Origin of the sequence: Paracoccus lichenicola, from assembly GCF_009708075.1 — a bacterium.
GTDB lineage: Bacteria > Pseudomonadota > Alphaproteobacteria > Rhodobacterales > Rhodobacteraceae > Paracoccus > Paracoccus lichenicola.
The window spans coordinates 524,206-549,001 of the sequence record NZ_WMBT01000001.1 but is presented as its reverse complement, the minus strand read 5'-3'; the positions used below and the strand labels follow the sequence as shown (position 1 = coordinate 549,001).

The following is a 24,796-nucleotide window of genomic DNA, read 5'->3' as shown; positions in this document are numbered from 1 at the left end:
GGGCCAAAGCCCTTGTATAGCCCGGCCATGACCGAGCTTTCCCTGATCCGCAATTTTTCGATCGTGGCCCATATCGACCACGGCAAATCCACCCTGGCCGACCGGCTGATCCAGTCCACGGGCACCGTCGCCGACCGCGACATGAAGGCCCAGATGCTGGACAGCATGGACATCGAGCGGGAACGCGGCATCACCATCAAGGCCAACACCGTCCGCATCATCTATCCCGCGCGCGACGGCAAAACCTATGTCTTGAACCTGATCGACACGCCGGGCCACGTGGACTTCGCGTATGAGGTCAGCCGGTCCATGCGCGCGGTCGAGGGATCGCTGCTGGTCGTGGACGCCTCCCAGGGGGTCGAGGCGCAGACGCTGGCCAACGTCTATCAGGCCATCGACGCGGGCCACGAGATCGTGCCGGTCCTGAACAAGATCGACCTGCCCGCCGCCGAACCCGACCGCGTCAAGGAAAACATCGAGGAGGTGATCGGCATCGACGCCTCGGACGCGATCCCCATCAGCGCCAAGACCGGCCTCGGCATCCCCGAGGTGCTGGAGGCCATCGTCACCCGCCTGCCCGCCCCCAAGGGCGACCGCGACGCGCCCCTGACGGCGATGCTGGTGGACTCGTGGTATGACGCCTATCTGGGCGTCGTGGTGATGATCCGCGTGATGGACGGTGTGATCCGCAAGGGCGACCGGGTGCGCATGATGCAGACCGGCGCGATCTACGGCATCGACAAGCTGGCCGTGCTGACCCCGCAGATGGTGGACATCGCCGAACTGGGACCGGGCGAGATCGGCGTCTTCACCGCGTCCATCAAGCAGGTCCGCGACACCCGCGTGGGCGACACCATCACGCATGAAAAGCGCGGCGCCACCGTCGCGCTGCCGGGCTTCAAGCCCGCCCAGCCGGTGGTCTTCTGCGGGCTGTTCCCCGTGGACGCCGCCGACTTCGAGGCCCTGCGCGACGCCATCGAGAAGCTGGCGCTGAACGACGCGAGTTTCAGCTACGAGATGGAAACCTCGGCCGCCTTGGGCTTCGGCTTCCGCTGTGGCTTCCTGGGGCTGCTGCACCTCGAGGTCGTGCGCGACCGCTTGGAACGCGAATACGACCTGGACCTGATCACCACCGCCCCAAGCGTGGTCTTCAAGCTGCACATGCGCGACGGAGAGGTGCGCGACCTGCACAACCCCGCCGACATGCCCGACCTGACCCATGTGGACCATATCGAGGAGCCGCGCATCAAGGCCACGATCATGGTTCCCGACGAATACCTGGGCGACGTGCTGAAGCTGTGCCAGGACCGCCGCGGCATCCAGCTGGACCTGACCTATGCCGGGCAGCGCGCGATGGTCGTCTATGACTTGCCCCTGGCCGAGGTCGTCTTCGACTTCTACGACCGCCTGAAATCCGTGACCAAGGGCTATGCGTCCTTCGACTACCAGATCAGCGAATACCGCGAGGATTTCCTGGTCAAGATGTCGATCCTGGTGAACGACGAACCCGTGGACGCCCTGTCCATCATGGTCCACCGCGACCGCGCCGAAGCCCGCGGCCGGGTGATGGTCGAAAAACTCAAGGAACTGATCCCCCGGCACATGTTCAAGATCCCGATCCAGGCGGCCATCGGGGCGCGCGTGATCGCCCGCGAGACGTTGAGCGCGATGCGCAAGGACGTGACGGCCAAGTGCTATGGCGGCGACGCCACGCGCAAGAAGAAGCTGCTGGAGAAGCAGAAGGCCGGGAAGAAGAAGATGCGCCAGTTCGGGAAGGTCGAGATCCCGCAGACGGCATTCATTCAGGCGTTGAAGATGGATGGGTGAATAATGGAATTAGAGAATCCTTTGGCGAAACTTGAACTCCCTACGCGATGGGAAGTTTTGATTAAAAGAGCGGAAGAAAGAAATCTTCGAGCATCGGAGTTTGTTGAAAGAATAGATAGTGCATCAAGCTTTGTGGATGGACTTCTTTATAGGGTGCGCAGCAATGGCATTGGTGCTTTTGAGGTAATATTTGGATTATCGTGAAGCGGCAAGACAACATTTGTCAATACATTACCAAAATTCTTCAACGGTGTCAGGGTGGTCGAATTCCCTCCCAATAAGGAGATATCGTCTCTAATTGATTTTATAAAAGATGATTATAACTCTGCACTTACTCAAGTCCCTATATATCTAATTAGTCGGAGGGATAATCCGAAGTCGAAAGATGTCAAGGATGCAGAAGATCTTATGTCTGATCTCGTCGACTTCTTTCGTACTGCGGAGGGTCGGTGCTTGATCCTTTGGACGATTACTCGACAGCCAGCTGCTGAAAAGATTGCAGAGGCCGCTTGGGCAGCCGGGCGAAACTCAGTAACAAGTCCTGAAACTAAAGGAAAATATTATTTTGAAGGGCTAGAAAAGCAAAAATACCGTATGGTTGCTGATTCAACTGCACGTAGTCTTACAGGAGATGGTTTAGATAGCTTTGGCCTAAGCCATCATAAGACAGATTTACTGCTTCCCTCATCAGAAACCATCTCGGATTTCTATGAAAAGCTAAATACGGAAGCCCAAAAAATCAGAGGTGATGCATGGTCCGTTCTTAAAGAGCAGGTTCGACCAAAACTTTGGATCATAGTGCCCGCCGATGATCCCTCTGCTATTGAAGCCTCAGTTCGCTCACTTACGCAAGGTCAAAGAGGTCGTATTGATGTCGATACTCTGCAAGAGTGGGTCGATAATGAATCAAATGATGCTAATTATGCAGTAAGTTGGCGATCCATAAGACACAAGATGGCGTATTTGTTCCGAGTCTTGGATGTACGCTTGTTTGAGATGTATCCTAACGCTGCTGTATCTGCTGTACGAGGATATGGTGACGATGATCTTCGGGCATTGCTAAATTCTAAAGGAAAAATCCCACGGTCAAGTGCGCAAACAACCATTAGAAATACAAGATTCTATAAAGAAGTTATCGCTGAACTTACCGGGGTCCCCCAGTCCTTTGGAGGTAGAGGGAACATAAAGAGTGCCACTCATGTTGAGTATCGTCGAATTCAAGCCTTGGCTGAAAAGCGAGACTCTCGACTCAATAGAGCTGTCGGAGCTGCTTTACGAGATGCGCTAGAGCAGGATCTTCCAAGTCGTCCAACTGTAACTGTTGATAATCGATCAATTACCGGAACTACATTGCGTCCTGACATTTCTATTACGTTGGACGATGTTAACTATATCTGTCTGGAACCTACTTGGCGTAGTACCGGCGAAGCTCTTCCAGGCGGCGTAGGGAAGCAAAACACTCTTACACCTGGATACCTCCAAATCTATGTCATGAGTAAAACTTTAGAGTACGTCAAGGCGCTTGGTCTATTTGATTAGCAAGCGTAGGGTGGGGTTTCACCCCACCATTTTTTACGTCCTCATTGCAAATGGCGCGATGAAATCACACCCTACACTCCCGATACTCACCGCCGATGCGCATCCCTTACCGCCGCATGGTGGGGTGAAACCCCACCCTACGCCGCGTCCTGCACCCGCTGCGATTGCCCCGTGCCCGGGGCATGGTGGTGGAACCCCACCCTACGGCATGTCCCACGCCCTCGGATCATGCCGGCCCACGGCGATGTCGCGGTGAACCGACGAATGCGGCCAGTGCTCGGGGCGCTGCACATATCCGTGTTTCACCGGGTTCCACCAGCAATATCGCACATGCGCCGCCAGATCGCGCTCATCCCGGATGTGGTGGTCCCAAAACCGCCGCTGCCACAACCCGGCATCGCCCTTGGCTACCTTCGACGGCGACCGTAGGGTGGGGTTCCACCCCACCTCATCCCTCACCCCCCGCGTGAACCGCGCCTTGATCGCACCCCAGCGGACCGAATAATCGCAATCACCTTCGGGCAGCCGCCAGATGCAATGCAGATGATCCGGCAGCACCACCCATGCCTCGATCCCGAACGGCCGTTCCGCCTGCGTGACCCGCACCGCCTCTCGCAAGACCTCGACCTGATCAACCAGCAACTGCCCGCCCCGCTGCGCCAGGGCCACGGTGAAGAACACCGGCACGGCAGGCAAACGGGGGCGGAGATAGCGCGACATGGCCCCATCATCGCGCCCTTCGGCTAAAAAGCCGTTAATCGAAATAGGGCACGATCACCCGGCAAAAGCTGCCTACAGCCATGCTGACGGGGATCGAGCCGTCGCGCGGGCCGCTGCCGAACTGCGACAATCCCGCTCCCTCGGCGGCCTTCCCCTTGTCCAGCGTGAAGACGATGCCGTCCCCCGCCCCGCGCGGCTTTTGCGAGGCGCGCCACAGCCGCGTGTTTCCCGGCGCGCCCATCACCCGCTGCACGAAATCGCCCGCCGCGCACCAATAGTCGGTGTCGCCGCGCCGGACCTCGTGGATGACGGTGATCTCGGCCGGGCCGGTCTGCACCGCCGTCATGCCGTTCCGTGCGGTAAAGGCTTCCGCTGTCATCGGCATCAGCAGCGGGGCAAGGAACATCAGTCGCATCGCATCCTCCTTTTCTGGAACCGCCGTCGCCGCCCGCTCGTTTCCCCGGAACCTTTCATCGGAGCATGATCATGCATCTTCGACTGTTCCTGATCCACATCTGGGTCGCCTCGATCGGCGGGGCGGTGGTGATCGCGGGGCTGACCATGGGCTATGTCACGGCCGCCACCTTCATCTGGGGCGCGGTCCTGGGCCTGGTTCTGGGCATTCCCGCCGCGCTGCTGAACTGGGTTTATCTGCGGCCCAACCGCTCGCGCGAGATCGGCTGGACCTGGCCGGTTGCCAGGAAGATCCGGGCGGCGGCCAAGCAGCACCCCTCGACCCGATAAGCCTGATGATCGAAGGCGGCCCCGAAAGGCCGCCTTTGATCCGTTTCACATCGCCTGCGCGCTTTCCTGCTGGATCACCTGGCCCGCGGTCGAAACGTCGCGGCCAAGGCCCTGGGCAGTCTGGCAGCCCGCCAGCGTCATCATTGCCAGAATGGCGCCAAGGCCGATAAGGGTCTTCTGCATCCGTCAAGCTCCTTTGCCATGATCTGCCAGCCGAACGCCGTCCCTTGCGGCAGGTTCCACCCTCAGAACGCCACCCCGGACCATAGGGCGACATTGGCATGGGGCGTGAATTCCCCGGTGCGCACGACCGCGCGGGCATCGCGGGTCAGCGCCTTGAAGGCCTCATGCGCCAGGGTGGCCGGCGTGCCCAGATCGCGCGCCTGAAAGGCCTGTTGCAGGGGCGCACCCGCCTCGCTGGCCCAGGCGGAGCGTTCCACAACCATCTCGGCCAGGACGGCATCCAGCACGTCCAGGAACCTGGGCACGTTGCGCGTCACGGCCAGGTCGATGCAGCGCACCCCGGGCGGGACCGGCAGGCCCGCGTCGCCGATCACCAGCAGGTCGCCATGGCCCATCGCGGCGATCAGGCCGGACAGTTCGGAATGGATCAGGGGGGTGCGTTTCATGGCCTAGCCTTCGGGCAGGGTTTCGGACAGATAGCTGATCATGTTGCCGCCCATGACCTTGGCGATCTGCGCCTCGGTCAGGCCTTCGTCCAGCAGCGCCTGCGTCAGCGCCGCCAGATGCGCCGCATCGAACGGCACGCCGACCGAGCCGTCATAGTCCGACCCCAGCGAGACGTGATCCTCACCCACCAGATTGATCGCGGCGACGATGCTTTCCGCGATATGGGCGGGGGTGCCGCCGCAGACCACGTCGGCCCAGAAGCCGATGCCGATGACACCGCCCTTGGCCGCGATCCGGCGGACCAGCTCGTCATCCAGGTTCCGCGCGCTGCCGCAATGGCCGCGGATGCCCGTATGGGACAGGATCGGGCGCGCGTCGGGGATCGCCAGCACGTCCTGCACCATCAGGGGCGAGGCGTGGGCCAGGTCGATCACCATCCCGCGCCGGATCATCCCATCGACCACCTGCCGCCCGAAATCCGACAGGCCCGCGCCCGTGCCGCCTTCGCCATGCAGGCTGCCGCCCAGTTCGTTGTCGAAAAAATGCGTCAGGCCCAGCAGGCGGAAACCCGCGTCATACATCACGTCCAGGTTGGCGATGTCGCCTTCCAGAGGATGCGCGCCCTCGGACCCCAGCACCGCGCCCAGCACCCGCTGCCCGCCCGCCCGCGCGTCCAGAACGGCTTGCAGGTCGGCCCGCGTGCGGATCAGGCGCAGCCGGTCGGGCGCATCCTGCGCGGCCTGCGCCAGGGCCTCGGCCTGCACCAGGGCACGTTCGCGCAAGGAAAACCACGACCGCAGGGGGCGCAACTGGCCCATGAACAGGGGCGTGATGTTGTCGGGGGCATCAGCGCTGTTCTGGTCATAGTTCTGGCCGCGCGGGCTTTTGGTGACGGTGGTGAAGACCTGCACCGCGACGTTGCCGTCAGCCAGGCGCGGCACGTCCGTGTGGCCCCGGTCCGCGCGGTCCAGGATGTCGCGGTCCCACAGCAGCGCGTCGGAATGCCAGTCGCCGATCACCAACCGGTCATGCAGCGCCTGCGCCTCGGGCGATACGGGCCAGCCCTCGGCGGGCATCCGCAGCGGGTTCAGCCCGCGTTCGACATAGCCCGGCGCAAACGTGAAGAACGCAGTGGCGGCCAGAAGAACCAGCACCGCTACCCCTGCCAGTATCCGTCTCAGCATCGCCACCTTCTTCTTCACGAAAATATCCGCGGGGGAATCCGCGCAGCGGATGGGGGCGGCAGCCCCCTATGCCTCCAGGGCTTCAAGCTCGTCGATGAAGCCCTCGATCATCGACAAGCCCTTGTCCCAGAACGTCGGGTCCGAGGCATCCAGGCCGAAGGGGGCCAGCAGTTCGCTGTGGTGCTTCGATCCGCCCGCCGCCAGCAGGTCGAAATACTTGTCTTGGAAGTCCGGCAGCCCGTCCTCATAGGCCGCATAAAGCGCGTTCACCAAGCCGTCGCCGAAGGCATAGGCGTAAACGTAGAAGGGCGAATGCACGAAATGCGGCACATAGGTCCAGAAGGTCTCGTATCCCGGCATGAACTCGAACACCGGACCCAGGCTTTCGTGCTGGACCGACATCCACAGGGCGTTGATGTCGTCGGGAGTCAGTTCCCCTTCCGCGCGTGCCGCGTGCAGTCGGCACTCGAAGTCGTAGAAGGCGATCTGGCGGACGACCGTGTTGATCATGTCCTCGACCTTGCCGGCCAGCAGGGCCTTTTTCTGGGCAGGGTCGGTGGTTTTCGCCAGAAGCGCGCGGAACGTCAGCATCTCGCCGAAAACCGACGCGGTCTCCGCCAGCGTCAGCGGGGTCGAGGACAGCAACTCGCCCTGACCTGCCGCCAGCCGCTGGTGGACGCCGTGGCCCAGTTCGTGCGCAAGCGTCATCACGTCGCGCGGCTTGCCCAGATAGTTCAGCAGGACATAGGGATGCACGGTCGTCACGGTCGGATGGGCGAAGGCCCCGGGCGCCTTGCCGGGGGTCACGGCGGCGTCGATCCAGCCCTTGTCGAAGAAGGGTTCGGCCAGGTCCGCCAACCGGGGCGAGAAGCCCGCATAGGCGTCCAGCACCGTTTGCCGCGCCTCGTCCCAACCAATGGTCCGGGCAGGGGCGGTCGGCAGCGGCGCGTTGCGGTCCCAGACCTGCAGCTTGTCCAGGCCCAGCCATTTGGCCTTCAGCGCGTAATAACGGTGCGACAGGCGGGGATAGGCGGCGGTCACGGCGTTGCGCAGAGCCTCGACCACCTCGGGTTCGACATGGTTGGACAGGTGGCGGCCATATTGAGGGGTGGGCATCTTGCGCCACTTGTCCTCGATGGCCTTTTCCTTGGTCAGGGTATTGTGGATGCGGGCGAACAGCTTGACGTTTTTCCCGAACACGGCGGCCAGGGCGCGGGCCGCAGCCTCGCGCCGCGCGCGGTCGTGGTCCGTCAGCAGGTTCAGCGTGGCTTCCAGGCCCATCGTCTCGCCTTCCACCTGGAATTCCAGGGCGGCGGTGGTTTCGTCGAACAGCCGGTTCCAGGCGGCGGCGCCGACGACCGAGGTGTCGTGCAGGAACTGTTCCAGTTCGTCCGACAGCTGGTGCGGGCGCATGGCGCGCATCCGGTCGAAGACGGGCTTGTAGCGGGCGGGACCGTCGGCGGCGGTGAAAACCGCCTGATAGGTTTCATCGGGGATGCGGTTGAATTCCAGGCTGAAGAAGACCAGCGGCGTGGTGATGTCGGTGATCCGGCCCTGAAGGTCGCCCATCATCTTGGCGCGCGCGGCATCGACCGTGTTCTGGTAATAGCGCAGCCCCGCATAAGACATGACGCGGCCCGCGGTGATGTCGATGCGCTGATAAGCCTCGATGCAGGCCAGCATCTCCGCAGGCGTCAGGTCGGCCAGCTTGCCCTGGTAGCGGGCGGCGAAGTCGCGCGCCTCGGTTTCCAGCATTGCGATGTCGGCGGCCAGTTCGACCGAATCCGGCGCGGGATACAGATCCGTCAGATCCCATGCGGGAAGGGAGCCAAGGTCGCTGCCCGAAGCGGCCTCAGCGGCGTCGAAGGTCGGTTGTCCTGCCATGGGGGATCCTTTCTTGCTTGGCCCAGATGTAACCAGCCGGGGCCGGGGCGCAAGGCCAGAGCCGCGCTTTCCGGTCAGAGCGAATCGAAGGCAGGGGCGTGGCGGACGGGGCTGCCCTTGGGCAGGTCGCCGATCATCTGCAGGGAAAGCCCTGCATAGGGCGAAGTCAGTTGGGCGGGCTTGAAGCCCAGGGGGCCGTAATAGCCCGGATTGCCCACCACCACCACCGCCGCGGTATCGGCCCAGGCGACGGCCTCGTGGATCAGCGCCCCACCCAGGCCAAGCCGCTGCGCCTTGGGGGCGATCGCCACAGGTGCCAGGGCATAGGCCGGGCCTTCGGCCCCGAGCGGCGACAGGGAAAGGTGGCCCAGAACGACGCCCGCCGCATCGACAACCAGCGAGAGGGCCAGGTCACCCTGCTCGCGCAGCTTGCGGACCAGCCGCGCCTCGTCCTCGCCGCCGAAGGTGTCGCGCAGCAGGGCGTCGATGGCGTCCAGGTCGTGGCGGGTTTCGCGCCGGATGACGGGGGTCACGTCATGACGATGGACATCGCGCCCGATCCCGCCGCTTTCGCGGCCCCATGCGCTGGCCTTGGTCCGCGCGCCGTGGGCGGCAAAAGCATCCGCATCGACGAACAGCTCGGACAGGTGCCAGACCAGCGGATCCTCGTCCTGCCACAACTCGAACCGCAGGCAGCCCGGTTCCTCGCGGCTAAGGCGCATGTGGTCGGGCAGCAGCGACAGCGCCGTCATCATCTGCCCCGCATCTGCGCAGGTCAGACGCCCGGTCAGCCCGACCATGGGCTGTTTCAGCGCCACGGGCGTGCCGCTGGCGGCATGGGGATGGCGGGGAGGGTGGTGATGGCCGCAGGCGCAGGTCATGGGGATCCTTGCAAAGGCGTTAACGGGTCATTCCCATTCGATCGTGCCCGGCGGCTTCGAGGTGATGTCATAGGTGCAGCGGTTGATGCCCTTGACCTCGTTGATGATGCGGGTCGCCGTCTCGCCCAGGAAGTCGTGGGTGAAGGGATAGTAATCCGCCGTCATGCCGTCCACGGAGGTGACCGCCCGCAGCGCGCAGGCGAAGTCATAGGTCCGCCCGTCGCCCATCACGCCCACGGTGCGCACCGGCAGGATGGCGACGAAGGCCTGCCAGATCTCGTCGTAAAGGCCGTGGCGGCGGATCTGGTCGATGAAGACGGCATCGGCGCGGCGCAGGATGTCCAGCTTTTCGCGCGTGATCTCTCCGGGGCAGCGGATGGCAAGGCCCGGGCCGGGAAAGGGGTGGCGGCCGATGAACTTGTCGGGCAGGCCAAGCTCTCGGCCCAGGGCGCGGACCTCGTCCTTGAACAGCTCGCGCAGCGGCTCGACCAGCTTCAGGCCCATCTTCTCGGGCAATCCGCCGACATTGTGGTGCGACTTGATCGTGACGGACGGGCCGCCGCTGAAGCTGACGCTTTCGATCACGTCGGGATAAAGCGTCCCTTGCGCCAGGAACTCGGCCCCTTCGATGCCGCTGGCGTAACGCTGGAACACGTCGATAAACAGCCGGCCGATGGTCTTGCGCTTGACCTCGGGGTCCGAGACGCCTTCCAGCGCGCCCAGGAACAGCTCGGATTCGTCGGCGTGGATCAGCGGGATGTTGTAGTTGTCGCGGAACATGGTCACGACTTCCTGCGCCTCGTTCAGGCGCAGCAGGCCGTGGTCCACGAAGACGCAGGTCAGCTGGTCGCCGATGGCCTCGTGGATCAGGACCGCCGCGACGGAACTGTCCACGCCGCCCGACAACCCGCAGATTACCTTCTTGTCGCCGACCTGTTCGCGGATCTTGCGGATCGCCTCGTCCCGGTAACCGGCCATGGTCCAGTCGCCGGTGAAGCCCGCCAGGCGCACGAAGTTTTCCAGCATCCGCCGCCCGTTCGGGGTGTGGTGCACCTCGGGGTGGAACTGCACGGCGTAGAAGCGGCGCGATTCGTCCGCGATCATGGCGAAGGGGGCGTTGGGGGATGTGCCGATGACCTGAAACCCCGGGGCGAGGGCGGTCACGCGGTCGCCGTGGCTCATCCAGACTTCTTCACGCCCGTTGTCGAACAGGCCCGCGAAGATGCCGTCGCCCTTGTGACCCGGCGCGGGGGCGATGAAGGCGCGGCCGTATTCGGCGTGGTGGCCTGCCTCGACCGCGCCGCCCAGTTGCTCCATCATCACCTGCTGGCCATAGCAGATGCCGAAGACCGGTACGCCCAGGTCGAAGACCGCCTGGGGCGCGCGGGGGCTGCCCGGGCGGGTCACGCTGTCCGGTCCGCCCGACAGGATCACCGCCTGGGGGTTCAGCCCGCGCAGGATGTCGTCGGTCAGCAGGTTGTAGGGGTGGATTTCGCAAAAGACGTTCAGTTCCCGCAGGCGGCGCGCGATCAGTTGCGTGACCTGGGATCCGAAGTCGATGATCAGAAGGCGTTGATGCTGGGTCATGGTTGCGCTTTAAGCGCGGCCATGCCGCCGCGCAAGGGATTTGCGGGGCCGGAACTGCCCCTGCGCAGCCCGCGTTTTCCGCGACAATCAGCCGAGGTTCCTCATGCCCACGTTTCGCGCCCTTGTCGCTGCCGCCAGCTTGTCCGCGCTTGCCGCCTGCCAGCAGGGCGTTGACCTGACGATGCCCTGGGGCCAGCCGGAACCCCCGGCCGAGGAAGCCCTGGCCTCTACCTGCCAGGGCAGTCCGGCCAGCGCGGCGCCCCTGGACGCCGCCGTCAACGCCGCACGCGAGGCCGAGGGCAAGACCCTGCTGGACAGCGCCCCCCTGCTGGCGCGGATCGCCCAAAGTCACGCCTGCGACATGGCCGCCCTGGGGCGCGTCGATGTCGAGGGATCGAACGGATCGAGCGTCGTGGACCGGGCGCGGGCGGTCGGCTATCCGACCTGCGGCGTGGTGCAGCTTGTCTGGCGGGGCGGCGGCCCGGCGGATGCGGTCGCGAACTGGCTGGCGCGCGAGGCGCAGCGGACCGAATTGCTGGGCCAGACCAGCCGGCAGGTCGGCAGCGGCCAGGCCACGGGCGCCGACGGGGTGGCCTATTACAGCGTGGTGCTGGGCGACGACTGCCGCTGATCCTGGCAGGAAGAAGGGGGGCCGACTGCCCCCCGATCGCCGTTCCGGCGATTTCCCCCCGTGGATATTTGGACCAAGGCAAAGAGCCGAGGTCGCGTCATCTTTCAGGCACCAGCCCCCGTGGCGCGAAGCGCAGGACCAGCAGCAGGACCAGGCCCATGGCGATGAAGCGCATGTGCGGCGCGCTGCCCAGCAGATGGGCCTTGATGTCACCCTCGGGCAGGGGACCGACCAGGGCGCCGATCAGGTTCGGACCCCAGACCTCGGCCTTGATCCACAGGAACCAGATCAGCACCGCGCCCAGGACCGAACCCCAGTTGTTGCCCGATCCGCCAACGATCACCATCACCCAGATCAGGAAGGTATAGCGCAACGGGTTGTAGCTGTTGGGCGCCATCAGCCCGTCCAGCGTGATCATCATCGCCCCGGCGATGCCGATCACCGCCGATCCCAGGACGAAGATTTGCAGATGGCGGGCGGTCACGTCCTTGCCCATGGCCTCGGCCGCCGTCTCGTTGTCGCGGATGGCGCGCATCATCCGGCCCCAGGGGGATTTCAGCGCCAGTTCCGCCAGCAGGATGATCCCCAGCAGCACCACCAGGAACAGCGACATGTAGCACAGCTTGACCCAGATGCCCGAGGCCTCGGCCGCGCCGAAGCCCCAGCGGGCGGCGAAATCGACGAAGGCCGGGTTCTGCTGCAAGTCGATCTCGTACGGCACCGGGCGGGGGATCGAGGTGACGTTCATGACCCCGCGGGCCAGCCAGTTCTCGTTGCGCAGCACGGCCACGATGATCTCGCCGATGCCCAGCGTGGCGATGGCCAGATAGTCCGACCGCAGCCCGAGCGCGACCTTGCCCACGCCCCAGGCGGCAGCTGCGGCGAAGGCCCCGCCCACGATCCAGGACAGCAGGACCGGCAGGCCAAGGCCGCCGATGTTGCCGGTGCGCGCGCTGTCGTTTGCCTCGATCGCCAGGACGGCGGGGTCGAACAGCCAGCGATAGGCGACAAGGCCCGCCAGCAGCACCAGGGCCATCGCCCAGATGCGGCCGGTGCGGGTATAGACGATCTTGGCCAGCGCCAGCGTGCCGAGGCCCGCCAGCAGCGCCCCGATCAGGCGCGGCCCGCCCGCGTCCCAGGCACCCTGCACGGGGGGCAGCGAGACCAGCACCGGGGCCAGCCCGCCGATGGCCAGGAAACCCACCACGCCGGTGTTGAACAGCCCGGCATAGCCCCATTGCATGTTCACCCCAAGCGCGGTGATGGCCGAGATCAGCCCCATGTTCAGGATCGCCAGCGCGGTGTTCCACGACCCCGAGAACAGGCCGTTCCTGACCGTCCCTTCCAGCAGGAACAGGACGGCAAGGGCCGCGAACAGGATGGGCGCGCGCCAGGGGCTTGCAGCGGATGCTTGACGGTTGGATGACATGACGGACCCTCCTTACACCGACTTGCCGCGGAACAGCCCCGTCGGGCGGAACAGCAGCACCACGATCAGGATGACGAAGCTGACGGCGAACTTGTATTCGGTCCCCAGCAGTTGCAGCAGCCCGCCCGGCTGCCAGCCGGGAAACAGATAGCCCGCGACCTTGACCCAGGGGTAGGTCACGGCGACTTCGGAGAACGCGACCAGGAAGCCGCCGGCGATGGCGCCGACCGGGTTGCCCAGGCCCCCCACGATAGCGGCGGCGAAGATCGGCAGCAGGATCTGGAAATAGTTGAAGGCCTTGAAGGACTTGTCCAGGCCATAAAGCGTGCCCGCGATGGTCGCCAGGCCCGCCGCGATGATCCAGGTCAGGCGCACAACGCGTTCGGGGTCGATCCCGGACAGCAGCGCCAGATCCTCGTTGTCGGAATAGGCGCGCATGGCCTTGCCGGATTTCGTGCGGTTCAGGAACCAGAACAGCGCCGCGCAGACGATCACCGTCACCACCAGCGTCAGCGCCTGCGTGGACCGCAGCGCCAGCCCTTCGGCGAGGCCCGACCATTCGCGGAAGTCGCGCACGGCGATGATGAAGCGCGCGCCGTCGTCGAAGCGGTATTCATCGACGCCGATCAGCAGGCGCGTCAGGCCGTTCATCACGAACATCACGCCCACCGAGGCCATGACGAAGATGATCGGCGCGGCCCGCTGCGCGCGATAGAAGCGATAAACCGCGCGGTCGGTGCCCAGCACCAGGGCCGCGGTCGCCGCGATCCCCACGGGCAGGGCCAGCAGCGCGGTGGGCAGCGGTCCCAGCGACACGCCCCACGATTGCAGGCCCCAGGTCACCAGGATCGTGATGGCAGTGCCGAAGGCCATGGTGTCGCCATGGGCGAAGTTCGAAAACCGCAGGATGGCATAGATCAGCGTCACCCCGAGCGCGCCAAGCGCCAGTTGCGCGCCATAGGCGGCGGCGGGGATGAAGACGAAGTTCAGGAATGCCACGAGGGCGTTGAGGATATCCAAGGCTCAGCCCCCCAGGAAGGTGCGGCGCACCTCGTCGTTCTGCATCAACTCGTGGCCGGTGCCGGTGTGGGCGTTGGCCCCTTGCACCAGGACATAGGCCTTGTCGGCGATCATCATCGCCTGCTTGGCGTTCTGTTCCACCATCAGCACCGGCAACCCGCCGCGCGCGATGGCGATGATGCGGTCGAACAGTTCGTCCATGACGATGGGGCTGACGCCCGCGGTGGGTTCGTCCAGCATCAGCACGGATGGCTGCGTCATCAGCGCCCGGCCCACGGCGACCTGCTGGCGCTGCCCGCCCGAGAGTTCGCCCGCGGCCTGGCGGCGCTTGGCGGCGACGGCGGGGAACAGCTCGTAGACCTGCTCCATGGTCCGGCGGATGTCGTCGCCCCGGATATAGGCGCCCATTTCCAGGTTCTCCTCGACCGTCATGGACGGGAAGATGTTGTTGACCTGGGGCACGAAGCCCATGCCCGCCTTGACGCGGTCCTGCGGGTTCAGGGCGGTGATGTCGCGCCCGTCCAGCCGCACGCTGCCCTTGCGCAGGGTCAGCATCCCGAAGATCGCCTTCATGGCGGTGGACTTGCCCGCGCCGTTCGGACCGACGATCACCGCGATCTGGCCGCGTTCGACCGCGATGGTGCAATCGTGCAGGATGTCGGCGCCCTTGCCGTATCCGCCGGTCATGCCCTCGCCGATCAGGAAGGGGTCGCCCGCCTGGCCCATGCCTACGGAACCTGACCTGCGGGTGCCGTCGATGCTGCCGCGCCCCTTGGGGTTCACGACCGACCGGTCGCGGTTGCCGCGATGGCCGAAGACTGCGTCCTGATCGCTCATGCGCCCACCATGTCCTTGTTCTTGAGGCCGGTGCCCAGATAGGCCTCGATCACGGCCTCGTTCTTCATGATGTCGGCGGCGCTGCCCTGGGCCAGCACCTTGCCCTCGGCCATGACGATGACCGGGTCGCACAGCTTGCCGATGAAATCCATGTCGTGTTCGATCACGCAAAAGGTATAGCCGCGTTCGCGGTTCAGCCGGATGATCGCGTCGGCGATGGTCATCAGCAGCGTGCGGTTCACGCCCGCGCCGACCTCGTCCAGGAACACCACCTTGGCATCGACCATCATGGTGCGGCCCAGTTCCAGCAGCTTCTTCTGGCCGCCCGACAGGTTTCCGGCCTTTTCATGGGCCAGGTGGCGGATGGTCAGGAAATCCAGAACCTCGTCGGCGCGGCGGCGCAGTTCGGCCTCCTCGCGCCAAATCCGGCCGCGTTGCAGCCAGGTCTTCCAGATCGTCTCGCCCGATTGCGCGCCGGGCACCATCATCAGGTTCTCGCGCACGGTCATGGACGAAAACTCGTGCGCCAGCTGGAAGGTCCGCAGCAGGCCCTTGTGGAACAGGGTGTGCGGGGGCAGGCCCGTGATGTCCTCGTTATCCATGAAGACGCGGCCCGATGTCGGCGGCAGCACGCCCGCGATCACGTTGAACAGCGTGGACTTGCCCGCGCCGTTGGGACCGATCAGCCCGGTGATGGACCCGGTCTCGATCGTCAGGCTGGCGCCATCGACGGCGTGGAAGCCGCCGAAATGCCGGTGAAGGTCTTCGACCCTGATCATTCTTCGTTACCCCGTCTTCACGCCATTGGTGAAGTGTGACCGCATTCAGCGGCTTTTGTCATGAAAAATGGCCCGGCAACCGCAAGGCTGCCGGGCCTTAGCACAGGCTTTTGCTCAGCGATAGCCGACGACGGTCATTTCGCCGTTGTCGAAGGCGACCTCGCGGTAAACGCCGGCGGTTTCGCCCGCGCCCACCATCTCGATCGACGAGGCGCCGACATAGTCGATGTCGCCGCCGCCGTTCAGGATCTCCAGCCCCTTGGCCAGCTCGCCCGGCAGGATCTTTTCGCCCGGCGCGTTGGCGACATCCATCACGTTGTTCTTCCACACGTTCGGATCGCTGGACTTGGCCGCGGCCATCGACAGCAGCATCAGCGCGGCCGCGTCATAGGCTTCGGCGGAATAGGCGCTGGTGCCGTCGAACCCGGCGGTCTTGGCCATTTCCAGGAACTTCTCGCGGCCCTCGCCCTCGGCTGCGGGGTTCTGGCCGAAGCTGCCGTCGATTTCCGCGCCGAAGTTGTCCACCAGGGCCTGGCCCACCATGCCGTCGGGGAAGACGAAGGTGTCGAAGGCGCCGGTGTCCAGCGCGGCGCGCACCACGCCCGAGCCGCCCTGATCGACATAGCCCGCCACCACCAGGGCGTCGCCGCCCGCCGCCGCAAGCGCCGCGACCTCGGCCGAATAGTCGGCCTTGCCGTCGTCATGGGCGCTGTTCACCGTGACGGTGCCGCCCTTGGCGGTGAAGGCCGCCGCGAAGGCATCGGCCAGGCCCTTGCCGTAATCGTTGTTGGTATAGGTGACGGCGGCGGTCTTGATGCCCTTTTCCATCATGATCTCGGCCATGACCTCGCCCTGGCGGGCGTCCGACGGCGAGGTGCGGAAGAACAGGCCCTGATCCTCGATGGTGGACAACGCGGGCGAGGTGGCGGAAGGCGAGATCATCACCACGCCGTTCGGCACGGCGACGTTCTGCAAGGACGCGATCGCCTCGCCCGAACACATGCCGCCGACGATGCCCTTGACCCCCTCGGCGGTGATCAGGCGTTCCACCGTCGCGGTCGCGGCGGCGGCGTCGATGCAGGTCGAATCGCCCTGCACCGGAACAATGGTCGATCCGTCCAGCAGCAGGCCGGAGTCGCTGACCTCCTTCATCGCCATCTCGGCGCCCGCCGCCATGCCCGGCGCCATGGATTCCAGCGGCCCGGTAAAGCCCAGCGACATGCCCATCTTGATCTCTTCGGCAGAGGCGGCACCGGCCATCAACGCGCCGATGGCGGTGGCCAGAAGAAGTTTTTTCATGTGATTGTCTCCCAGTTGGAACAATGTCCTGCGCCGCAGGTTAGAAGCGCCTTTTGCAAAAGAAAAGCAGGATATTGCCGGAAATCCCTGCCTTTTCGGGCCGGTGACGCGGGGTCAGCGCCAGCCGAGGCGGTCCTGCCTGCGTCGGAACGGCAGGCCGGGCAGGGCGCCCAGCCACCAGCCGAGCGCCAGCCCGATCCCCGCCGCCCAGAAGCCCGCAACCGTCACGGGAACGGCAGGCCGAAAGTCGCCCCAGGTGGCGGCTAGGGTTTCCGTGTCGCGCAGGCGATGCGGCAGCAGCATCCGTTCCAGAGGCCCGGCAAGGCGCAGCATCTGCAAATCGGCGCGCGCCCGGTCCAGGCGGGCAAAGACCGCGCGCATGTTGGATTGATGCGCGTCGCGGAAGGCGCTGCCCGAGAGATCCGCCAGGGCCTGGTCCCGTGTCAGGCCTGCCGCCCGGGCGCTGGCGTCGAATTCGGCGGCCACGCGGGACAGGGCATCGACCTGCCCGCCAAGCCGCTGGACATACTGGTCGGAAAAGGCCGGGAACTGCGACAGGACGATGGCGCAAAGAACCGCCACCGCCAGCCGCAGCAGCCCGGTCACTTGTCCTGCACCGTCAGCCCCAGCACGGGCGCATAGACCTGTTCCAGCCGGGCGATGGCGTCCTTGGGCGACATCTCCTCGGTCGCGCCCGTGCGGCGGTTGGTCAGTTCCACCTTGTTCGCCGCCAGCCCGCGCGGCCCGACGGTGATGCGCCAGGGCAGGCCGATCAGGTCCATGGTGGCGAACTTCGCCCCCGCCCGGTCGTCGCGGTCGTCGTACAGCGGATCCAGGCCGCGTGCCTGCAATTCCGCATAGATCGCATCGCAGGCGCTGTCGGTGGAATTGTCGCCCTGTTTCAGGTTGACGATGCCCACATGGAACGGCGTCACGCCCTCGGGCCAGATGATGCCGCGGTCGTCGTGATTGGCCTCGATGATGGCGCCCAGCAGGCGGGACACGCCGATGCCGTGGCTGCCCATTTCCACCGGGACGCGGGTGCCGTCGGGACCGACGACGGTGGCGCCCATGGCTTCGGAATACTTGGTGCCGAAATAGAAGATCTGGCCCACCTCGATCCCGCGCGCGGTGCGGCGGCGTTCTTCGGGGACCTGGGCAAAGACCGCCTCGTCATGGGTTTCGTCCGTGCGGGCGTATCGGCTGGTGAACTCCTCCAGCACGGCCTGGCACTGGTCCACGCTGTCATAGTCGATCTGGCGGTCGCCGAAGGTCAGGTCGGTGATCTGGCTGTCATAGAAGACCTCGGATTCGCCCGTCTCGGCCAGCACCAGGAATTCATGGGTATAGTCGCCGCCGATCGGCCCGCCATCCGCGCGCATCGGGATCGCCTGCAACCCCATCCGCTCATAGGTGCGCAGATAGCTGACCAGGTGGCGGTTATAGGCGTGCAGCGCGGCGTCCTTCGTCAGGTCGAAGGTGTAGCCGTCCTTCATCAGGAACTCGCGGCCCCGCATCACGCCGAAGCGGGGGCGGATCTCGTCGCGGAACTTCCACTGGACGTGATACAGCGTCAGGGGCAGATCCTTGTAGCTGTTCACATGGCTGCGGAAGATGTCGGTGATCATCTCCTCGTTCGTGGGGCCATACAGCAGATCGCGCTTGTGCCGGTCCTGAAGGCGCAGCATCTCCTCGCCGTAATCGTCATACCGCCCGCTTTCGCGCCACAGGTCCGCCGGTTGCAGCGTCGGCATCAGCAGCGGGATATGGCCCGCGCGCTGCTGTTCCTCGTCCACGATCTGCTGGATGCGGCGCAAGACCTTGTAGCCCAGCGGCAGCCAGGAATAGATCCCCGCGGCCTGCTGCTTGATCATTCCGGCGCGCAGCATCAGCCGGTGGCTGACGATCTGCGCCTCTTTCGGGTCTTCCTTCAGCACCGGCAGGAAATAGCGCGTGAGACGCATGGGCGGGATCCTTTGAGCGTATAACGCGCGAACCGTTAGCGGATCGGTCCTGCCTTGCCAAGAACCGCCCGCTTGCAACTGCCGCGCGTCGCGGTCACATTCCACCCCGACACTCGCAGCAGGAACCGGCCATGCGCATACCGATACACAAGCAACTGATGTGGTGGGGCGTGTCGGCGGTGGTGCTGCTGCTGGCGATGTGGCTGCTGGGGAACGCGATCCTGCCCTTCATCCTGGGGGCGGGGGTGGCCTATCTGCTGGACCCGGTGGCCGACCGGCTGGAACGGGCGGGCCTGAGCCGCGTCATGTCGGTGGTGGTCATCACCGTGGCCGCCGTGCTGGCCTTCGCGCTGGTGGTTCTGCTGGTGGTGCCCGTCATGCTGCGCCAGGCCACCTCGCTGATCGAGACCGCGCCCGCGATGCTGGAACAGGCGCGCGCCTTCCTGTCGGTGCGGTTCCCCGAACTGCTGCCCGCGGACGGCGACGTGGGCACCGCGCTGACCGACCTGGGCGCGGCCATGGGCGAACAGATGGGCACGCTGGCGTCCCGCCTGCTGTCGTCGGTGGGCGGCATCATCAGCGCGGTCGCGATCCTGGTGATCGTGCCGGTGGTGGCCTTCTATCTGCTGCTGGACTGGGACCACCTGGTGGACCGGGTGGACACGCTGCTGCCGCGCGAACACGCCCCCACCCTGCGCCGCATCTCGCGAGAGATCGACGAAGCGCTGTCGGGCTTCGTGCGCGGACAGGGGCTGGTGATGCTGATCCTGGGCACCTGGTATGCCATCGGGCTGATGATCGTGGGGCTGCCCTTCGGCTTCTTCATCGGGGTGATGGCTGCGCTGTTGTCGTTCATCCCCTATGTGGGCGTGCTGATCGGCGGGGCCACGGCCATCGGGGTGGCGCTGTTCAGCTTCTGGGGCGATCCCTTGTGGATCGGCCTGGTCGTCGCGATCTTCGCCATCGGCCAGATCGTCGAGGGCAACTATCTGCAACCCAAGATCGTGGGCCACCATGTCGGCCTGCACCCGGTCTGGCTGCTGCTGGCCTTGTCGGTCTTTGGCGCGCTGTTCGGCTTTGTCGGCATGGTCATGGCCGTGCCGCTGGCCGCGGCCCTGGGGGTGGTCGGGCGGTTCCTGACGCAGCGGTATCAGGAAAGCGCCTTGTTCACCGGGCAGGCGCTGCCCCCCGATCCGGGCCAGCCGATGCTGGTCGAGATCGTGCCCCGGGGCACCGTGTCCAACACCATCCGCGAGGCGCGCATCCGCGCCGACCAGAACCGCGCCCAGGGCCAGATCGAGATCATGCGCGAGGAAATCGCCCGCAAGCATCCCGACGCCGGGTAGATGGCCGTGATTTCCCGCCAGTTGACGCTGGATCTGACGACGCCGCCCGCCCATTCCCGCGCCGACTTCCTGCCAGCAGCGGCGAACCGGGCGGCGCTGGCAGCCCTGGACGCGCCGCAGGACTGGCCCCAGGGGCGGATGCTGCTGATCGGGCCGGAAGGGGCGGGCAAGTCCCATCTGGCGGCCTTCTGGGCGGCGGAAAACGGCGCGCGCCGCCTGAAGGCCGCCGCCCTGCGCCCCGACGCCGCCGACCACCTTGCCACCGAAGGCGGCGCCCTGGTGATCGAGGATGCGGACCGCGCGGGCCGGGCGGCGGGGGCGGAACAGGCTTTGTTCCACCTGTGGAACCTGTGCGCGCCGCGCGACTGCCTGCTGCTGCTGACGGCCCGCACGCCGCCGCGTGACTGGGGGCTGGTGCTGCCCGACCTGCGGTCGCGCATGGACGCCATGCCGCAGGTCCGGCTGATGCCGCCCGACGAATCCCTTTTGGCCGCCGTGCTGGTCAAGCTGTTCGCGGACCGCCAGCAGGCCGTGCCTGCCGACCTGATCGACTGGCTGGTCCTGCACATGCCGCGCGACCTGGGGCTGGCCCGCCGCCTTGTCGCGGCGATGGACCGCGCGGCCATGGCCGACAAGCGCCCGATCACCCGCCGCATCGCGGCCGAGTTGCTGAACGGCCTTTCCGAACCCGAGACATGAATCGCAGCCCCCAAGGTCAGACACCATGACGCAAGCCGATTTCCTCCGGACCCCCTTTCCCGAACCGCAGGACTTGCCCGAAGGCGTGCCCCAGGACGGCGCGCGGTTCTTCAACCGGGAAATCAGCTGGCTGTCCTTCAACTGGCGCGTCCTGGACGAGGCGCGCAATTCCCGCGTGCCGCTGCTGGAACGGCTGCGCTTCGTGTCGATCAGCGCGACCAACCTGGACGAATTCTACACCGTCCGCGTCGCGGGCCTGCGCGAACTGGTGCGCGAGGGGAACACCACCCCATCCGACGACGGGCTGACCCCTGCCGAACAGCTGGCCATGATCAACGCCGACGCCCGCCGCCTGATGGGCGCGCAGCAAGGTGTCTGGAACCGCATCCGCCGAGAGATGGAGGAGGCGGGCATCGTCATCCTGTCCCGGTCCCGTTTGACGCGGGCCGAAGAGGAATTCCTGCACGACTACTTTGAACGCAAGGTCTTTCCGGTCCTGTCGCCGCTGGCCATCGACCCCGCGCATCCGTTCCCCTTCATCCCCAACACCGGCTTCTCGCTGGCGCTGGAACTGGCGCGCGAAACCGACGGGCGGCAGATGCAGGCGCTGCTGCCGATCCCCGCGCAGCTGAACCGCTTCGTCCCCCTGCCGGGCGGAGAGCGGTTCTTCCGGCTGGAGGATCTGCTGCTGATGCACCTGTCCAGCCTGTTCCCCGGCTATCGCGACACGGGCCATTGCGCCTTTCGCGTGCTGCGCGACAGCGACCTGGAGGTCGAGGAGGAAGCCGAGGATCTGGTCCGCGAGTTCGAGACCGCCCTGAAACGCCGCCGCCGCGGCAGCGTCATCCGGCTGAAGATCACGCGCGGCGCGCCCGACCGTTTGCGCCGCCTCATCATGGAGGAGCTGGAGGTCGGTCCCGACGAGGTGATCGAGGTCGAGGGCCTGCTGGGCGTGGCGGACCTGCGCGAATTGGTGCTGGACAACCGCCGCGACCTCTTGTGGCCCGCCTTCACGCCGCGCGTTCCCGAACGGGTGCAGGACCACGACGGCGACATGTTCGCCGCCATCCAGCACAAGGACATGCTGCTGCACCATCCTTACGAGACTTTCGACATGGTGGTCCGCTTTCTGGCGCAGGCGGCGCGCGACCCCGACGTGCTGGCGATCAAGCAGACGCTTTATCGCACCAGCCGCGACAGTCCCATCGTGGACGCGCTGTGCGAGGCCGCCGAATCCGGCAAGTCCGTCACCGCTTTGGTGGAACTCAAGGCGCGGTTCGATGAGGCCGCCAATATCCGCCAGTCCCGGCGGCTGGAACGGGCAGGCGCGCATGTCGTCTATGGCTTCGTGAACTACAAGACGCACGCCAAGATCAGCACCGTGGTGCGGCGCGAAGGCGACAACCTTGTCACCTATACCCATTACGGGACCGGCAACTATCACCCGATCACCGCGCGGATTTACACCGACCTGTCGCTGTTCACCTGCGACCCGGCGCTTGGGCGGGACGCGACAAAGGTCTTCAACTACCTGTCCGGCTATGTCCAGCCTGCGGGACTGGAAAACATTTCCATTTCGCCCATCGACCTCAAGGACCGGCTGCTCTCGCTGATCGGGCGCGAGGCGGAACTGGCGCGCCAGGGGCGGCCTGCGGCAATCTGGGCCAAGATGAACTCGCTGATCGAAAAGGACGTGATCGACGCGCTTTATGCGGCCAGCGCGGCGGGCGTGAAGATCAGCCTTGTCGTGCGCGGCATCTGCGGGATCCGGCCCGGCATCCGGGGGCTGTCGGACAACATCCGCGTGAAATCCATCGTCGGGCGATACCTGGAACATTCGCGCATCGTCTGCTTCGGCAACGGGCACGGGTTGCCGTCCAAGCGGGCGCGGGTGTTCATCAGTTCCGCCGACTGGATGGACCGCAACCTGAACCGGCGGGTGGAAACGCTGGTCGAATGCATGAACGACACCGTCAAGGCGCAGATCGTCAGCCAGATCATGGCAGCCAACATGGCGGACGAGGCGCAAAGCTGGCTATTGCAACCCGATGGCCGGTTCGTGCGCTATCTGCCCGAAGGGCGGGACGACCTGTTCAATTGTCACCGCTTCTTCATGGACCACCCCTCGCTGTCCGGGCGGGGCACGGCGGGGGCAGGCGACGTTCCGGCACTGACCCATTCCAACGATTGACGCCCCCGGACGGGCAAGTCATTAACACCGCGATGCGGCAGCAGGAGAGGCGGCCATGAACGGCGTACGCACCACGACCGGCAAGACGGTCGAGCCTTTCGGCAAGATGTTCGGAAAACTGCCAAAGCGGGCCTTGTCGCGCGTGGGCGTGGTCGATGTCGGCTCGAACTCGATCCGGATGGTGGTCTTCGACGGGGCGGCCCGCTCGCCCGCCTATTTCTACAACGAAAAGGTCATGGCCGGGCTTGGCGCCAGGATGGCCCAGACCGGCCGCCTGAACCCCGAAGGGGTCGAGCGCGGCTTTGCCGCCTTGCAGCGTTTCGCGGCCCTGGCCAAGGGTATGGATATCGACCCCCTGACCTGCGTGGCCACCGCCGCCGTGCGCGAGGCCGAAGACGGTCCCGCCTTCAAGGAACGGGTCGAACGCGAGACCGGCATCAGGATGCACGTGATCGACGGCGAGGAGGAAGCGCGCCTGTCCGCCCAGGGCGTGCTGCTGGGCTGGCCCGACGCCAAGGGGCTGGTTTGCGACATCGGCGGCAACTCGATGGAACTGGCCGAGGTCGCGGACGGCCAGATCGGCAAGCGCGTCACCTCGCCCCTGGGACCGTTCCGGTTGCAGCAGGTGGGCGGCGGCAAGGACGGGCTGCGCAAGCATATCCGGAAGGTCATGGCCGGGTTGGCGCAGGTGATGGGCACCCATCACGAACGCATCTATCTGGTCGGCGGCTCGTGGCGCGCCATCGCCCGGCTGGACATGGAACGCGTGTCCTATCCCATGACGGTGCTGCACGAATACCGCATGACGCCCAAGGCCGTGGCCGATACCGTCGCCTGGATCGGGGCGGGCGACCTGGGCACGCTCAAGGCGCAGACCGGGCTGTCGTCCTCGCGGATCGAGCTTGTGCCGCTGGCCGCCCAGGTTCTGGCGCAACTGTCCGAGACCTTCGCGCCCACGGAACTTGCGGTGTCCAGCTATGGCATCCGCGAGGGGCTGCTGTACGAACAGATGCCCGACAGCCTGCGCAAGCGCGACCCGCTGATCGAGGCCGCCCGCTTTACCGAACGCCAGATGGCGCGGATGCCGGGGTCGGGCAAGAAGCTGCATCTGTTCCTGCAGCCCTTGTTCCAGGACGTGCCGCCCGGACGCGACCGCCTGATCCGCGCCGCCTGCCTGCTGCACGACACGAGCTGGCGCGCCCATCCCGATTACCGCGCCGATGCCTGCTTCGACAACGTGACCCGCGCCAACATGGCGGCGCTGAGCCACCCGGAACGCGTGTTCCTGGGCCTGGCGCTGCTGCACCGCTACAAGAACAGCCGCGCGGGTTCGCCCATGGCCCCCTTGTTCAAGCTGCTGACCGATGCCGAGATCGCCGACGCCGAGATCCTGGGCAAGGCCATGCGCTTTGGCGCGATGCTGGCGCTGGACGATCCGGCCGATGCGGGCAAGCTGACCTTCGACAAAAGGCAACTGCTGCTGAAGCTGACGCCCAACGGCCGCAAGTTGATGGGCGAGGTCGCCGAGGCGCGGTTCGGATCCCTGTGCAACGCCCTGGGGGTCGAGGGGAAGATCACCTGAACCCCTCCGCCCGGCGCGGTTGC

General features: G+C 65.6%; 24 protein-coding genes. 9 read left to right on the top strand and 15 right to left on the bottom strand.

The window, feature by feature from the left end; genetic code table 11:
• Positions 1-27: 27 nt before the first annotated feature.
• From lepA to GIY56_RS02720, 3 genes are read left to right on the top strand one after another with little or no spacing between them, the layout of a single operon-like run.
• Complete coding sequence (gene lepA / locus GIY56_RS02730) at positions 28-1,827, top strand: translation elongation factor 4 (protein ID WP_154763267.1); 1,800 nt, start codon at positions 28-30, stop codon at positions 1,825-1,827.
• A 3-nt stretch (positions 1,828-1,830) separates the two neighbouring features.
• Positions 1,831-2,031, top strand: coding sequence for a hypothetical protein (locus GIY56_RS02725; protein WP_154763266.1), 201 nt, complete (start codon positions 1,831-1,833; stop codon positions 2,029-2,031).
• A 54-nt stretch (positions 2,032-2,085) separates the two neighbouring features.
• Positions 2,086-3,366 carry a hypothetical protein gene (locus GIY56_RS02720; protein WP_154763265.1) on the top strand — a complete coding sequence of 427 codons (1,281 nt, stop codon included), beginning with the start codon at positions 2,086-2,088 and terminating at the stop codon, positions 3,364-3,366.
• 201 nt (positions 3,367-3,567) lie between these two features.
• Here the strand turns inward: GIY56_RS02720 and GIY56_RS02715 are convergent, their stop codons facing one another.
• Positions 3,568-4,086: an REP-associated tyrosine transposase gene (locus tag GIY56_RS02715; protein WP_154763264.1), complete on the bottom strand. Its 519-nt coding sequence runs from the start codon at positions 4,084-4,086 to the stop codon at positions 3,568-3,570.
• 34 nt (positions 4,087-4,120) lie between these two features.
• Positions 4,121-4,501 carry a hypothetical protein gene (locus tag GIY56_RS02710; protein ID WP_154763263.1) on the bottom strand — a complete coding sequence of 127 codons (381 nt, stop codon included), beginning with the start codon at positions 4,499-4,501 and terminating at the stop codon, positions 4,121-4,123.
• A gap of 71 nt (positions 4,502-4,572) precedes the next feature.
• Between GIY56_RS02710 and GIY56_RS02705 the strand changes: the two genes are divergently transcribed.
• Positions 4,573-4,830 (top strand): hypothetical protein, encoded by a 258-nt coding sequence (locus tag GIY56_RS02705; RefSeq protein WP_196053523.1) that lies wholly within the window; start codon positions 4,573-4,575, stop codon positions 4,828-4,830.
• Positions 4,831-4,875: 45 nt separating this feature from the next.
• On the opposite strand, the gene GIY56_RS02700 is transcribed toward GIY56_RS02705, so the two are convergent.
• The 6 genes from GIY56_RS02700 to guaA all read right to left on the bottom strand — a co-directional run bounded on the left by GIY56_RS02700 (position 4,876) and on the right by guaA (position 10,996).
• On the bottom strand, positions 4,876-5,013 hold the full coding sequence (locus GIY56_RS02700) for an entericidin EcnAB (RefSeq protein WP_154763261.1): 138 nt from the start codon (positions 5,011-5,013) through the stop codon (positions 4,876-4,878).
• Between the two features lie 62 nt (positions 5,014-5,075).
• Positions 5,076-5,459 carry a D-ribose pyranase gene (rbsD, locus tag GIY56_RS02695; RefSeq protein WP_154763260.1) on the bottom strand — a complete coding sequence of 128 codons (384 nt, stop codon included), beginning with the start codon at positions 5,457-5,459 and terminating at the stop codon, positions 5,076-5,078.
• Between the two features lie 3 nt (positions 5,460-5,462).
• The gene (locus GIY56_RS02690; RefSeq protein ID WP_154763418.1) at positions 5,463-6,644 is read right to left on the bottom strand and encodes a dipeptidase; all 1,182 of its coding nucleotides are present in this window, start codon (positions 6,642-6,644) and stop codon (positions 5,463-5,465) included.
• Between the two features lie 66 nt (positions 6,645-6,710).
• Entirely contained in the window at positions 6,711-8,528 is a 1,818-nt protein-coding gene (locus GIY56_RS02685) for a M3 family oligoendopeptidase (protein WP_154763259.1), read from the bottom strand.
• Between the two features lie 74 nt (positions 8,529-8,602).
• Complete coding sequence (locus tag GIY56_RS02680) at positions 8,603-9,409, bottom strand: GNAT family N-acetyltransferase (RefSeq protein ID WP_154763258.1); 807 nt, start codon at positions 9,407-9,409, stop codon at positions 8,603-8,605.
• Between the two features lie 27 nt (positions 9,410-9,436).
• The gene (guaA, locus tag GIY56_RS02675; protein WP_154763257.1) at positions 9,437-10,996 is read right to left on the bottom strand and encodes a glutamine-hydrolyzing GMP synthase; all 1,560 of its coding nucleotides are present in this window, start codon (positions 10,994-10,996) and stop codon (positions 9,437-9,439) included.
• A gap of 103 nt (positions 10,997-11,099) precedes the next feature.
• On the opposite strand from guaA, the gene GIY56_RS02670 reads away from it, so the two are divergent.
• Positions 11,100-11,627 (top strand): CAP domain-containing protein, encoded by a 528-nt coding sequence (locus GIY56_RS02670; protein ID WP_154763256.1) that lies wholly within the window; start codon positions 11,100-11,102, stop codon positions 11,625-11,627.
• A gap of 97 nt (positions 11,628-11,724) precedes the next feature.
• On the opposite strand, the gene GIY56_RS02665 is transcribed toward GIY56_RS02670, so the two are convergent.
• From GIY56_RS02665 to proS, 7 genes are all read right to left on the bottom strand, one after another.
• The gene (locus GIY56_RS02665) at positions 11,725-13,056 is read right to left on the bottom strand and encodes a branched-chain amino acid ABC transporter permease (RefSeq protein WP_154763255.1); all 1,332 of its coding nucleotides are present in this window, start codon (positions 13,054-13,056) and stop codon (positions 11,725-11,727) included.
• Positions 13,057-13,068: 12 nt separating this feature from the next.
• Positions 13,069-14,076: a branched-chain amino acid ABC transporter permease gene (locus GIY56_RS02660; protein ID WP_154763254.1), complete on the bottom strand. Its 1,008-nt coding sequence runs from the start codon at positions 14,074-14,076 to the stop codon at positions 13,069-13,071.
• Between the two features lie 3 nt (positions 14,077-14,079).
• Positions 14,080-14,913: an ABC transporter ATP-binding protein gene (locus tag GIY56_RS02655; RefSeq protein ID WP_154763253.1), complete on the bottom strand. Its 834-nt coding sequence runs from the start codon at positions 14,911-14,913 to the stop codon at positions 14,080-14,082.
• The gene (locus GIY56_RS02650) at positions 14,910-15,692 is read right to left on the bottom strand and encodes an ABC transporter ATP-binding protein (protein WP_154763252.1); all 783 of its coding nucleotides are present in this window, start codon (positions 15,690-15,692) and stop codon (positions 14,910-14,912) included. The genes GIY56_RS02655 and GIY56_RS02650 overlap by 4 nt, the downstream gene beginning before the upstream one ends.
• 114 nt (positions 15,693-15,806) lie before the next feature.
• Positions 15,807-16,991 carry an ABC transporter substrate-binding protein gene (locus GIY56_RS02645; RefSeq protein WP_154763251.1) on the bottom strand — a complete coding sequence of 395 codons (1,185 nt, stop codon included), beginning with the start codon at positions 16,989-16,991 and terminating at the stop codon, positions 15,807-15,809.
• Positions 16,992-17,105: 114 nt separating this feature from the next.
• Positions 17,106-17,597, bottom strand: coding sequence for a DUF2937 family protein (locus tag GIY56_RS02640; protein ID WP_328288412.1), 492 nt, complete (start codon positions 17,595-17,597; stop codon positions 17,106-17,108).
• Complete coding sequence (gene proS, locus GIY56_RS02635) at positions 17,594-18,955, bottom strand: proline--tRNA ligase (RefSeq protein ID WP_154763250.1); 1,362 nt, start codon at positions 18,953-18,955, stop codon at positions 17,594-17,596. The genes GIY56_RS02640 and proS overlap by 4 nt, the downstream gene beginning before the upstream one ends.
• Positions 18,956-19,086: 131 nt before the next feature.
• Between proS and GIY56_RS02630 the strand changes: the two genes are divergently transcribed.
• The 4 genes from GIY56_RS02630 to GIY56_RS02615 are packed head-to-tail and all read left to right on the top strand — an operon-like array spanning position 19,087 to position 24,773.
• Positions 19,087-20,301 (top strand): AI-2E family transporter, encoded by a 1,215-nt coding sequence (locus GIY56_RS02630; RefSeq protein WP_154763249.1) that lies wholly within the window; start codon positions 19,087-19,089, stop codon positions 20,299-20,301.
• On the top strand, positions 20,302-21,000 hold the full coding sequence (locus tag GIY56_RS02625; protein ID WP_154763248.1) for a P-loop NTPase family protein: 699 nt from the start codon (positions 20,302-20,304) through the stop codon (positions 20,998-21,000).
• Between the two features lie 25 nt (positions 21,001-21,025).
• Positions 21,026-23,191, top strand: a complete 2,166-nt coding sequence (locus GIY56_RS02620) for an RNA degradosome polyphosphate kinase (RefSeq protein ID WP_154763247.1) — start codon at positions 21,026-21,028, stop codon at positions 23,189-23,191.
• Between the two features lie 55 nt (positions 23,192-23,246).
• Positions 23,247-24,773, top strand: coding sequence for a Ppx/GppA family phosphatase (locus GIY56_RS02615; protein ID WP_154763246.1), 1,527 nt, complete (start codon positions 23,247-23,249; stop codon positions 24,771-24,773).
• Positions 24,774-24,796: the final 23 nt, after the last annotated feature.

Excerpts from the sequence above, each read along its gene's own strand:
- lepA (WP_154763267.1), top strand. The coding sequence starts at position 28 with ATGACCGAGCTTTCCCTGATCCGCAATTTTTCGATCGTGGCCCATATC.
- GIY56_RS02725 (WP_154763266.1), top strand. The coding sequence starts at position 1,831 with ATGGAATTAGAGAATCCTTTGGCGAAACTTGAACTCCCTACGCGATGG.
- GIY56_RS02715 (WP_154763264.1), bottom strand. The coding sequence starts at position 4,086 with ATGTCGCGCTATCTCCGCCCCCGTTTGCCTGCCGTGCCGGTGTTCTTC.
- GIY56_RS02710 (WP_154763263.1), bottom strand. The coding sequence starts at position 4,501 with ATGCGACTGATGTTCCTTGCCCCGCTGCTGATGCCGATGACAGCGGAA.
- GIY56_RS02705 (WP_196053523.1), top strand. The coding sequence starts at position 4,573 with ATGCATCTTCGACTGTTCCTGATCCACATCTGGGTCGCCTCGATCGGC.
- GIY56_RS02700 (WP_154763261.1), bottom strand. The coding sequence starts at position 5,013 with ATGCAGAAGACCCTTATCGGCCTTGGCGCCATTCTGGCAATGATGACG.
- rbsD (WP_154763260.1), bottom strand. The coding sequence starts at position 5,459 with ATGAAACGCACCCCCCTGATCCATTCCGAACTGTCCGGCCTGATCGCC.
- GIY56_RS02690 (WP_154763418.1), bottom strand. The coding sequence starts at position 6,644 with ATGCTGAGACGGATACTGGCAGGGGTAGCGGTGCTGGTTCTTCTGGCC.
- GIY56_RS02685 (WP_154763259.1), bottom strand. The coding sequence starts at position 8,528 with ATGGCAGGACAACCGACCTTCGACGCCGCTGAGGCCGCTTCGGGCAGC.
- GIY56_RS02680 (WP_154763258.1), bottom strand. The coding sequence starts at position 9,409 with ATGACCTGCGCCTGCGGCCATCACCACCCTCCCCGCCATCCCCATGCC.
- guaA (WP_154763257.1), bottom strand. The coding sequence starts at position 10,996 with ATGACCCAGCATCAACGCCTTCTGATCATCGACTTCGGATCCCAGGTC.
- GIY56_RS02670 (WP_154763256.1), top strand. The coding sequence starts at position 11,100 with ATGCCCACGTTTCGCGCCCTTGTCGCTGCCGCCAGCTTGTCCGCGCTT.
- GIY56_RS02665 (WP_154763255.1), bottom strand. The coding sequence starts at position 13,056 with ATGTCATCCAACCGTCAAGCATCCGCTGCAAGCCCCTGGCGCGCGCCC.
- GIY56_RS02655 (WP_154763253.1), bottom strand. The coding sequence starts at position 14,913 with ATGAGCGATCAGGACGCAGTCTTCGGCCATCGCGGCAACCGCGACCGG.
- GIY56_RS02650 (WP_154763252.1), bottom strand. The coding sequence starts at position 15,692 with ATGATCAGGGTCGAAGACCTTCACCGGCATTTCGGCGGCTTCCACGCC.
- GIY56_RS02645 (WP_154763251.1), bottom strand. The coding sequence starts at position 16,991 with ATGAAAAAACTTCTTCTGGCCACCGCCATCGGCGCGTTGATGGCCGGT.
- proS (WP_154763250.1), bottom strand. The coding sequence starts at position 18,955 with ATGCGTCTCACGCGCTATTTCCTGCCGGTGCTGAAGGAAGACCCGAAA.
- GIY56_RS02630 (WP_154763249.1), top strand. The coding sequence starts at position 19,087 with ATGCGCATACCGATACACAAGCAACTGATGTGGTGGGGCGTGTCGGCG.
- GIY56_RS02625 (WP_154763248.1), top strand. The coding sequence starts at position 20,302 with ATGGCCGTGATTTCCCGCCAGTTGACGCTGGATCTGACGACGCCGCCC.
- GIY56_RS02620 (WP_154763247.1), top strand. The coding sequence starts at position 21,026 with ATGACGCAAGCCGATTTCCTCCGGACCCCCTTTCCCGAACCGCAGGAC.
- GIY56_RS02615 (WP_154763246.1), top strand. The coding sequence starts at position 23,247 with ATGAACGGCGTACGCACCACGACCGGCAAGACGGTCGAGCCTTTCGGC.